The 10,670-nt window shown below is 74.0% G+C and carries 7 protein-coding genes; 2 read left to right on the top strand and 5 right to left on the bottom strand.

What is annotated here, in order from left to right:
• Positions 1-940, top strand: a 940-nt coding sequence (locus L1885_RS29210; protein WP_308117333.1) for a M28 family peptidase, incomplete at its 5' end; no start/stop codon positions are given.
• Here the strand turns inward: L1885_RS29210 and L1885_RS16250 are convergent.
• The 5 genes from L1885_RS16250 to L1885_RS16230 all read right to left on the bottom strand — a co-directional run bounded on the left by L1885_RS16250 (position 921) and on the right by L1885_RS16230 (position 9,668).
• Entirely contained in the window at positions 921-4,046 is a 3,126-nt protein-coding gene (locus tag L1885_RS16250) for an alpha-mannosidase (protein WP_235797833.1), read from the bottom strand. The genes L1885_RS29210 and L1885_RS16250 overlap by 20 nt on opposite strands.
• The gene (locus L1885_RS16245; protein WP_235797832.1) at positions 4,039-6,039 is read right to left on the bottom strand and encodes a DUF2264 domain-containing protein; all 2,001 of its coding nucleotides are present in this window, start codon (positions 6,037-6,039) and stop codon (positions 4,039-4,041) included. Before L1885_RS16245 ends, L1885_RS16250 begins: the two co-directional genes overlap by 8 nt.
• Entirely contained in the window at positions 6,036-7,658 is a 1,623-nt protein-coding gene (locus L1885_RS16240) for an extracellular solute-binding protein (RefSeq protein ID WP_235797831.1), read from the bottom strand. Before L1885_RS16240 ends, L1885_RS16245 begins: the two co-directional genes overlap by 4 nt.
• A 97-nt stretch (positions 7,659-7,755) precedes the next feature.
• Positions 7,756-8,697, bottom strand: coding sequence for a carbohydrate ABC transporter permease (locus L1885_RS16235; RefSeq protein ID WP_235797830.1), 942 nt, complete (start codon positions 8,695-8,697; stop codon positions 7,756-7,758).
• Positions 8,694-9,668 carry an ABC transporter permease gene (locus tag L1885_RS16230; protein WP_235797829.1) on the bottom strand — a complete coding sequence of 325 codons (975 nt, stop codon included), beginning with the start codon at positions 9,666-9,668 and terminating at the stop codon, positions 8,694-8,696. Before L1885_RS16230 ends, L1885_RS16235 begins: the two co-directional genes overlap by 4 nt.
• 284 nt (positions 9,669-9,952) lie before the next feature.
• Here L1885_RS16230 and L1885_RS16225 point away from each other — a divergent pair.
• On the top strand, positions 9,953-10,670 hold a 718-nt coding region (locus L1885_RS16225; protein WP_235797828.1), incomplete at its 3' end, for a helix-turn-helix domain-containing protein.

The following is a 10,670-nucleotide window of genomic DNA, read 5'->3' as shown; positions in this document are numbered from 1 at the left end:
GCCGCGCAGCCGGCGGCACGCGCCGGCCGCCATGGCGCGCGCCGAGGCCTACGTGGCGCGGGAGCTGACGCTCGCGGGCTGGCACGTCGAGCGCGAGCCCTTCCGGGTCAGGTGGCACATCGGGTCGCCGGACGGCGCGGGCCGCCGCCCCCTGCCCCTGAAGGTCCGGCTGCACCGGGAACTGGCCGGGGCGAACCTGCGGGCCGTGCCGCCGCACCGCGACGCCCGGCCCGGGGACGCGACGGTCGTGGTGGGCGCGCACCTCGACACCGTGTACGGCAGCCCCGGTGCGGACGACAACGCGTCGGGGGTGGCGGCCCTGCTGGAGGTCGCGCGGCTGCTGGGCACCCTCGAACGGCCCCCGGACGTCACGCTGATGGTCTTCGACCACGAGGAGACCGGCCTCGCGGGCTCCTCGGTCGCGGCGCGCCGCCTTCTGCGGGCGCGGCGCGTGGCCCTGATGCTGTGCCTGGAGTCGGTCGGGTACTTCGACACCGCCCCGGGCAGCCAGCGGCTGCCCCGCGGCGCCCGCCTCGCCCTGCCCGGGGCGGCGGCGGAGCTGGAAGCCTCGGGCCTGCGGGGCGACTTCACCCTGGTGGTGCACCGCAGGTCGTCGCGCGCGGCGGCCGAGGCGTGGCGGGACGCGGCCCGTGCGGCCGTGCCGCCGCTCCGGTCGCTGCTGCTGCGCGATCCGCGGGCCGACGGGCGGATCGGCGCGGCCCTCGGCTACGCGGTGCCGGTGCTCAACAACCTCAGCCGCAGCGACCACGCGCCGTTTTGGACGCGGCGGGTGCCCGCCCTGCTGCTCACCGGCACGGCGGACTTCCGCAACGCGCACTACCACCGGCCCACGGACACGCCCGGGACCCTGGACTACGGGCGGCTCGCGGCCGTCGCCACCGCGACCGCCGCCACCGCCGTCAACTGGCCGCGCCGGTAGCGCCGGCGGCCGCGTCCACCGCTCCCGTCGCGGGGCGCAGCCTCAGCGTGCGGATCTGGAACGCCCGCAGCCGCAGCGCCACCGCCCCGTCCTGCGCGGTCAGTTCACGCTCGGGCCTCTCCAGGAGGTCGCAGTCGTAGACGCCCGCGAGGGGGAAGCCCGCCGTCAGCCGCGCGCCCACGGCGCCGCCGCAGGCCTCGTAGAGCCGGACCACGACGTCCCCGCTGCGGTCGTCGGCCAGCTTGACGGACTCGACGACCACGTCGTCGGTGTCGAGCGCGACCAGCGGCTCCGCCGCCGCGGGGGCGGGCCGCAGCGGCAGGCCGAGCGCGTAGCCGCCGGCGATCGCCTCCTCGATCCCGGCACCCGCGAGCAGCGCGTAGGCGAACGTGTGGCGGCCCCGGTCGGCGTCGGGGTCGGGGCTGTGCGGGGCGCGCAGCAGGGACAGCCGGACGGTCGTGGTGGTGCCGCCGCCGGGGCGGGTGGTGCGGGAGACGTCGTGCCCGTAGGTCGAGTCGGTGAGCAGGGCGGCGCCCCAGTGCCGCTCCCCGACGTGGATCCAGCGGTGTGCCCACAGCTCGAAGCGGGCGGCGTCCCAGCTCGTGTTCTCGTGGGTGGGGCGCCGCACGTGCCCGAACTGGATCTCGGCGCTCTCGTGCTCGGCGTGCACGTCGAGGGGCCAGGCCGCCTTGAGCAGCGTGTCGCGCTCCTGCCAGTCGATGTCGGTGCGGACGGTCACCTGCCTGCTGCCCGCGGTCAGTTCGAGGTGCTGGACGACGGTGGACGCGCCGAAGGACCGCTCGACGCGCACGGAGGCGAGCAGCGGGCCGCGCTCGGCGAGGAGGACGGCGTCGGCGGTGTCGAGGTCCCGGGCGGTGTCGCGGTAGTACGGGTCGAGGTTCCACGCCGACCACAGGTTCGGGTCGTCGGGATGGACCTGGAGCAGGTTGCCCGCGGCCCCGGGCGCCAGGGCCTCCCGCCCGGCGGCGCGGTCGAGGACCGACGTGATCAGGCCGCGCCGGTCGACGGTGACGCTCAGCAGGCCGTTGCCGAGGACGAATCCGCCGGCCTCGGGGCGGACGGTGACCGGTTCCTGGGGCGCGGGCAGGACGCCGCCGCTGCCGAGCGCGGGCACGTCGGCGAGGACCGCGGCCCGGCCGTCGGAGAGCTGCTGGGCACCGGGGTGGGCGCCGCCGTCCGGCACGACGGCCACCTCGCGGCGGGCGTAGGGGCCGGCGTTGAGCAGGGCGGGGCCGCCGGGGAGCCGGTGCAGGGCGTCCGCGACGAGTTCCTCCAGCTCGGTGCGCACCTCGTCGTGGACCCGTTCCGCCTCGCGGTGCACCCAGGCGATGGAGGAGCCGGGCAGGATGTCGTGGAACTGGCCGAGCAGCACCCGGCGCCAGGCCTCCTCCAGCCGCTCGTGGGGGTAGGGCGCGCCGGCCCGTACCGCGGCGGTCGCGGCCCACAGCTCCGCCTCGCGCAGCAGTGCCTCGCTGCGGCGGTTGCCGCGCTTGGTGCGGGCCTGGCTCGTGTACGTGCCCCGGTGGTTCTCCAGGTACAGCTCGCCGCGCCACACCGGCGGGTCCTCGTACTCGGCCCGCGCGGTGGCGAAGAACTCGGCGGGCGGGGTGATCTCGACCTTCGGGGACCCCTCCAGGTCGCGCAGCCTGCGGGCCTTCTCCAGCATGGAACGGGTGGGCCCGCCGCCCCCGTCGCCGAAGCCGAACGGGGCGAGCGAGCGGGTCGCCGCGCCCTTGTCCCTGAAGCCCGCTTCCGCGTGCGCGAGCTCGCGGGCGGTCAGCTCGGCGTTGTAGGTGTCGACGGGCGGGAAGTGCGTGAAGACGCGGGTGCCGTCGATGCCCTCCCACTCGAAGGTGTGGTGGGGCAGCCGGTTGGTCTCGTTCCAGGACAGCTTCTGGGTGAGGAACCACCGCGCCCCGGCCAGCCGGGCGAGCTGCGGGTAGGCGGCGGTGTAGCCGAAGGAGTCGGGCAGCCACACCCCGTCCTGCTCGATGCCGAACTCCTCGGCGAAGAAGCGGCGTCCGAGCACGAGCTGGCGGGCCAGGGCCTCGCCGCCGGGGAGGTTGCCGTCCGCCTCCACCCACATGCCGCCCACGGGGACCCAGTTGCCGGCCGCGGCGGCCTTGCGCATCCGGGCGAAGACCTCCGGGCGCTGCTCCTTGATCCACGCGTACTGCTGCGCGGACGAGCAGGCGAAGACGAGTTCCGGGTACTCCTGCGCGAGAGAGGTCATGTTGGTGAACGTCCGGGCGCACTTGCGGACGGTCTCGCGCACGGGCCACAGCCAGGCGGAGTCGATGTGGGCGTGGCCGACGGCGGCGACGGTGTGCGCGGAGGCGTGGGCGGGCCGCGAGAGTGCGTCGGCGAGCCGCTCGCGGGCCGCTCCCGCGGTGCGCGGCACGTCGCCGGGATCCACGGCGTCGGCGGCGCCGCGCAGGGCGCGCAGGATCTCGTGGCGGCGCGAGGAGCTCTCGGGCAGCTCGCGCATCAGCTCGTCGAGCACCTCGATGTCGTGGATCAGCTGCCAGACGTCCTCCTCCCGGACGGCGATCTCGGCCTGCCGCAGCCGGTAGAGGTGCGTGTCGCCCGCGGTCTCCCGCGATCCGTAGTGGGTGCCCACGCCGGCGCTGCCGGTGATGGGCGGGTTGGCGGCCAGCTCGACGAGGAGGTTCACCGGCTCGCCGCCGGTGGCCGCCCGGGCGAGGAGCACGCTGCGGCTGTAGGGGTGCAGGCCCTGCAGGGGCCCGCCCGCCGCGTCGTGGACGAGCCCCTCGGCCTGCCCGCCGGGGCCCTTCGTCAGGTCGAAGCCGAGGTCGAAGACGGCCTCCACGCGGCGGCCGGTCCAGGCGGCGGGGATCTCGGCGCTCGCCCGCAGCCAGGTCGTGGCCCAGGGGCTGCCCCAGCTGGCGCCGAGTTCGAAGGGGGCGTACGGGGCGGCCAGCGCGTCGGCCACGGGGACGGGTTCGCCGTCGACGTGCCAGGCGGCGAGGGTGAGCGGGCGGGCCGCGCTGTAGAGGGCGGGGCGGACGGTGTGTTCGAGCAGCCTGGTGATCCGGGCCTCGGTGATCCGGCGGTCGTCATGCACGGTGCGGGCTCCTGCGGGAGTGGTCGGTGGCGGTGCCGGCCGGGTCGGGCAGGCGGAAGGTGTCGCGCGGGCCGCCGGGCCAGGCCACCTCGACGACGAGGTCGCCCCCGTCGGGGCGGACCGCGACGGACGGCGGCCCCGGCGGCCGCGCCCCGCCGCCGCCCAGGTGGACGAGCGCGACGTAGGCGGTCGCGTAGGCGACCGGTCCGGGCGTGCCCACGACGGGCGTGGCCGAGCGCGCGCCGAGGGCGTTGGCGTCGCGGCGGGTGACGACGTCGGCATACGGCAGGCCCCGGGCGCCGGTGAGCAGGGAGACGAGCCCGTCGTGCCCGTCCACGCGTGCCGTCCCGCCGCCGGGTGCGGGCGGCGCGGGCTCCGGTTCCCCGTCGACGGCGAGGGCCCAGCCGCCGACGCGCAGCGGCCAGGTGGGGACGGCGGGATCGCCGGGGCCCGGGTCCACCCGCACCACGCGCACCTCCACCGGGCCGCGCAGCGCGGAGCCCACGGTGATCCACGGCCCTTCGGCGAAGGGAACGGGCGGCCCGCCGAAGGGGTCCCAGGTCCCCGACTCGGGCCAGTGCGCGCGGCTGCGCGAGACGCCCGTCGCCCCGTGCACGTCCAGCCGCGTCAGCGGGCGGCGGTGGGAGGGGCGGCCCGCCGCGTCGAGCAGCACGACCGCGTTGTCGAAGGGGCCGGGCGCCTCGCGGACGGTGATGTCGGTGGGGTCGGCGGGCATCTCCGGGGCGGCGTGGGTCGCGTACGCGAAGCGCGCGTAGCAGGGGTCGTCGCTGTGCCGGGCCGCCGGATCGGCGTGGTCGCCGCCGTGGTTGACCACCCGTACGATCCCGTCGAGGGCGGTGGCGGACAGCAGCCAGCCGGGTCCGTGCAGGGTCCGGACGGCGTCCTGGCGTTCGACGGCGAGCGGTTCGGCCCGGGCCGTCCACACGGGGTGCCCGGGCGGCAGCGCGAGGCCGATGAAGCCCTTGCTCGCCCAGTAGGGGGAGGCGGGGCCCGAGTAGACCTGGAGCAGGCCCCTGAAGGGCCGGTGCCAGCCGAGCGTCAGCAGGCCCCGATCGTCGACGGCGCCATGGGCGGTGAAGTGGTCCAGCACCCGGCCGGCGAGCGCGCGGGTCTCGCCGGGCGGCAGCGGGGTCGCGTCGAACAGGGCCCCGCTCCACACGGGGGCGAGGGCGGCCGTGCGGTAGGTCAGCGACCGGCCCTGGATCAGCGGCGAGCCGTTGCCTCCGACGAGCAGCCGCTGGTCCTCGAGGAAGCGGCGCAGGCGGCCGCGGTAGCGGTCGAGCAGCCCGGCGGGCGCCGCGTCGCCGAGGATGCGGCAGAACCACAGCGGGTACAGGTGCATGGCCCAGCCGTTGTAGTGGTCGAAGTTGCGGTGCTGCCCGCCGGTGAGCCCGTCGGAGTACCAGCCGCCGCCCGCGTACCAGTCGTCGGTGAGCGCGACGGTCCGCTCCAGGTCCTCCCGGCTCCAGGCGCCGCCGGCCGTCCGCGCGAAGGCCTCCGTGACGGCCTGGAACCAGATCCAGTTGTTGCCCGGCATGTCCGTGCCGACCATGCGGCCGAGCCAGTCCAGGACGCGCTGCCGTACGCCGTCCTCCAGCCGGTCCCAGATCCAGGGCCGCGTCTCGTGCAGGGCGAGCGCGATCGACGCGGCCTCCACCTTGGCCTGGTTGTTCTCCTCGAAGGTGGGCCACCGCTCGGGGCCCGACGGGTCGGTGCCGGCGGCGAGGCCCTCGGCGTACCAGGTGGCGAATCCGTGCGGGTCCGCGCCCCCGGCGCCCCGCAGCCGGAAGCCGGCCAGCAGGAACGTGCGGGCGAAGCCCTCCAGGCCGTCGCTCCAGGTGCCGTTGGCGCTGGGGAGGCCGGGCAGTTGGACGAGGGCGTGCCGGGGCGTGGCGAAGGGGCGTACGGACAGCAGGAGGTGGTCGGCCGTCCGCTCCCAGCGGGCGCGGTCCTCGGCCGGGGTGCGGGTCATGAGTGCCGGTCCTCCCAGGCCTGTTCGAACTCGGCGCGGATCGCGTCCCCCGCGTCCCTGCGCCACTTCTTCATGATCCCGTCCCAGGCGCCGAGGGGGGTGCGGCCCTGCATGATGCCCTTCCGTTCGTCGTCGAGGGCCACCTGCAGGAGGCCGCTTCTCGCCCCGTCGGTCGGCGAGTACAGCCCCTCCGCCGGATTGGGCACCAGCAGGGGCACCGCCTTCTGCTGGAACTCGTACTGGGTCGGGACGATCTCGGGCCTGGCCGGGTAGTACAGCACCTGCGGCGCGTCGGTGGCGAAGATCGTCGGCAGGGTCACCTCGGCCTGGCCCTGCGGGGTGAGGACGGGGTCGGGGCCCCGGAGGGTGTGGTCGGGCCCCCGCACGCCGTACTTGCGCAGCAGGTACGCGTCGGTGCCGAAGGGCGCGGCCAGGGCGTTCATCGCGCGCAGGATCTGCCGGATGCGCGCCTTCGGTGCCTTCTTGATGATGAGGACCGCGTAGTTGGCGGCGCCCTGCCACTGGGTGCCGGGACCGCCGTCGAAGCCGGGCGCCATCAGGTAGCCGATCTCGAAGCCCTTCGTGGCGGACGCGTAGGCGGTGTAGTAGTCGTTCCACGCGGAGGGGGCGTCGGGGTTCATCGCGATACGGCCGCCGCCGAACCAGTCCTTGAACTTGCCGAGCACGCTGTAGCCGTCGGGGTGCAGGCAGCCCGCACGGGTCAGTTGGTGCACCGCGTCCATGGCCTGCTTGGCCTGCTCGGTCTCCAGGTACCAGGTGAAGCGGCCGTCCTTCTCGCCCCACTGGTTCGGGCCGTGCAGCATCTGCATCACCGTGTTGAAGGTGGTGATGGGGTCGCCGAACGCGTACTGGTTGCGCTTCGGGTCGGTGATGTCCTTGCAGAGCTGCTTGAGCTCCTTCCAGCTCGTGGGCTGGGGGTCGAGGCCCCTCTCCCGGAACAGGTCGAGGCGGGTGAAGGTGGGCCCGCCGGAGAGCATCCGGGGCATGGGCAGGGCGTAGATGCCGCCGTTCGCGACGCACGGCGCCCAGGAGGCGGTGGGGATGTTCGCGAGGTAGGGATAGTCGCGGATGTTGTCGCCGGAGAGGTGTTCCGAGAGGTCCTGGAAGAGGCTCGCCAGCATCTGGGGGCGCTGCACGGCGCTCTGGAGGAGCATCAGCATGGCGTCGGGCAGGTCGCCGCCCGCGATGGTGACGGCGAACTTGTCCGGATAGTCGCCGACCGGTGTGATCTGGAAGTCGAGGTCGGTGCCGACCGTCCGGTTGAGCTGCTGCCACATGGTGTTGCGACCCACCGGCGGCGGCACCGGATTGAAGATGAGCGTCATGATGTCGATGGCGGGGCCCTTGGCGGGCGGGCCGTCGGGCAGCGCCTTCACCGGGTCGGCCGGGTAGTGCAGGTAGCCCGGGGTGATGCCTGCGGCGGAGCTGGGCATCGAGGTGGCCACGCCCTTGTAGGGGATGTACGTGGGCAGTTCGACGTGCGCGTTCGCCGACTGCGGGACGGCCGGGCCGCCGTCCCCGCAGCCCGCGAGGGTGAGCCCCGCGGCGACGCCTGCGGCTCCGGCGAGGAAACCCCGGCGGCTGAGCGGTGCGTTCACGGCAGTCTCCTCTCGTGGGGTGCGTGGCGGGGGCGGGCCGCGGCGCGGCGGGCCCGGTGTGCGCCGGCGGGTCCTTGCCGGCCGTGGCGCGGCCCCGTCATCCCTTGACCGCCCCGACCATGACGCCCTTGTTCATGTGGCGTTGCAGGAAGGGGTAGATGAGCACGATCGGCACCACGGACAGCACCAGGATGGCCGCCTGGAGCGACGGGGCCGGCGGGATCGGCGCACCCGCGGCGGCGTTGACCTGGCCCGCGCCGAGCGCCGAGTTGTTCACGACGTACGTCCGCAGGACCATCTGCATGGGCCACTTGGCGGCGTCGTTGATGTACAGCAGGGCGTTGAAGAAGGCGTTCCAGTACGTGACCGCGTAGAAGAGGCCGATGACGGCGACGGACGCCTTGGACAGCGGCAGCACGATCCTGCACAGGATGGAGAGTTCGGACGCGCCGTCGATGCGGGCGGCGTCGACGAGTTCGCGCGGGATGTTCATGAAGAACGACCGCAGCACGATCACGTTGAACGCGTTGATCATGGTGGGCAGGATCAGCGACCAGTAGCTGTTGATCAGGTGGAGTTCCTTGATCATCAGGTAGCCGGGGATGACGCCGGGCGCGAACAGCATCGTCATCAGCAGCATCATGAGGACGGGCTTGTGTCCGAGGCTCCCCGGCCGGCTCAGGCCGTAGGCCAGCGAGACGGAGCACCCGAGGCTGAGGCCGGTGCCCACCACCGTCACGCCGACGCTGACGAGCATGGCCCGGGAGACGAGCCCGCCGGACAGCAGCGCGCGGTACGCGGCGAGCGTGACGTGGTCGGGCCACAGGACGTAGCCGCCGGCCCGGTTCACCTGGTCAGGGTGGGCCAGGGAGGTGGAGAGGATCGCGAGGAACGGCAGCAGGACGAGGACGACGCAGACGAGCAGGAGGAGCGACTTGGCCGCGCGCCAGGGAGGGGAGCCCGGCGTCTCGCCGGGCACGGCGCTGTAGGAGCGCCGGGGCCTTCGGCGCACCGGATGGCTGGGCGAGAGCGTGGTCATGACCGGTAGACACCTTCCTCGCCGAAGAGATGGGCGACCTTGTTCGCGCCGAGGACGAGCACCACCCCGACGACGCCCTTCACCAGGCCGACGGCGGCGCTCACGCCCCACTGGCCCCCGACGAGGCCGTTGTTGTACACGTAGGTGTCGAGCACCTGGCTGCTGTCGAGCCCCACCCCGTTCTGCTGCAGCAGGATCTGCTCGAAGCCGACGCTCAGCGCGTCGCCGAGCCGCAGGATCAGCAGGAGGACCACGAGTCCCCGCAGGGCGGGCAGCGTCACGTGCCAGGTCTGGCGGAGCCTGCTCGCGCCGTCCGCGGCGGCCGCCTCGTAGAGGTCGTTGTCGACGCGGGAGAGCGCGGCGAGGAAGAGGATCGTGCCCCAGCCCGTGTCCTTCCAGATCACCTGGGAGGTGAGCAGGGCCTTGAACAGGTCCGGGTTGCCGATGATGTTCCAGGAGCCCATCTCGTGGGCCCGCAGGAACAGATTGAGCAGGCCGTCGTTGCCCAGCATCTGCTGGAAGAGGGAGACCACCACGACCCAGGACAGGAAGTGCGGCAGGTACAGGACGTTCTGCACCCACTTCTTGATCCGCTCGCTGACCAGGCTGTTGAGCGCGAGGGCCAGCAGGATGGGAGCGGGGAATACGAACACGACCTGGATCAGGGTCAGTTCGAGTGTGTTGACCAGCGCGTGGAGGAACTGCTGGTCCCCGTCGAAGAGGACCGAGAAGTTGTCCAGGCCGCTCCAGCGGCTGTGCATGATGCCGATGAACGGCTGGTAGTCCTGGAACGCGATGACGTTGCCGAGGAGCGGGACGTACTGGAACAGGAGCAGTACCGCGATGCCGGGCAGCAGGAACCAGAACAGGGCCCTGTCCCGCCGGCGCCGGGGGCGCGGGAGGCGGCGCCCCTTCTCCGGCGGTGCGCCCCGCGCTTCCGGCCGCGCGGCCGGCTGGTCGAGGGTCGTCATGTCATGAAAGCCCTTTCGGAGAGTTCGGGCGTCTCCGGCCACCACCAGGACCGGTTCGAGAATGTAAATCCAATGGATTGCCTTACGTCAATGGCCTCAGCAGGCCGCCCTGATCGACGCACTCTCGCCCTGCGGGCCCCTCGCGTGACATCGTGACCGCAGAAAGCGCGTTCTCACTGGTCGTGGTGCGGTGCACGGCGATCGGATGCACGGCGGCGGGGCTCCGGAAAAACGGAACGGCACCGCCCGGAAAGTACTTTGACAGGTGGACGAGCGAGGGAGCCATGGAGCGGGCAGACGACTTCCCCCTGACGGAGCGCCGGCTCGCCGAGCTGGAAGCGTGGGCCGGGGACCGGGAGGACCGTGCGGTACGGGCCAGGATCGTGCGCGACGCCGCGGCGGGGCTGTCGGTGTCCCGCAGCGCCCGGGAACTCGGCCTGTCCCGGCCGACGGTGACGGCCTGGCGGCAGCGCTACGCGGCCCAGGGCATCGCCGGTCTCGAGCACCGGCCGCGCAGCGGCAGGCCACCCCGCGTCGACGAGGCCGACGTCGTGGCGGTGACCCTGGCCGGCCCGCCGGCACCGGCGCACCACTGGTCCGCCCGGGCGCTCGCCGAGCATCTCGGGCTCTCGCACAGTGCGGCCGGCCGGGTCTGGCAGCGGTGGGGCGTCGGCCCGGTCGCCGGGGCGGAGCCGCTGCTGCTGCCCACGGATCCCCCGCTGCCCTGCCGGCGGGCCGAGTTGCTCGCCGTGTGGTCGGACGGCGACGGCCGCGCCGGCCTGGTGCTCGCGGAGCAGGAGCGCCCGGAGCGGCCCCGCGCCCTGCCGGTGCCCCGCGAGGAACGCCGCCTCTGCCACGCCGGGCTGACGGCCGCGCTGCGGACCGTGCTGCGAGGAAGGCGTACCGGAACATGGGTCAGATACTCGCCGGGGACGGCTCCGGCGTCGAGCGAATTTCCGCGCCGGGCGGCCGCGGCCGCACCTCCGGGGCGCCCGGACGCAC

Source organism: Streptomyces fuscigenes (genome assembly GCF_021556455.1).
Lineage (GTDB): Bacteria > Actinomycetota > Actinomycetes > Streptomycetales > Streptomycetaceae > Streptomyces > Streptomyces fuscigenes.
Note: the sequence above shows the minus strand (reverse complement) of the source record. Positions and strands in the feature narration are given on the sequence as shown.

What these genes read in the sequence shown, in the direction of transcription:
- L1885_RS16235 (WP_235797830.1), bottom strand. Translation starts at nt 8,697, where the DNA reads ATGACCACGCTCTCGCCCAGCCATCCGGTGCGCCGAAGGCCCCGGCGC.
- L1885_RS16245 (WP_235797832.1), bottom strand. Translation starts at nt 6,039, where the DNA reads ATGACCCGCACCCCGGCCGAGGACCGCGCCCGCTGGGAGCGGACGGCC.
- L1885_RS16230 (WP_235797829.1), bottom strand. Translation starts at nt 9,668, where the DNA reads ATGACGACCCTCGACCAGCCGGCCGCGCGGCCGGAAGCGCGGGGCGCA.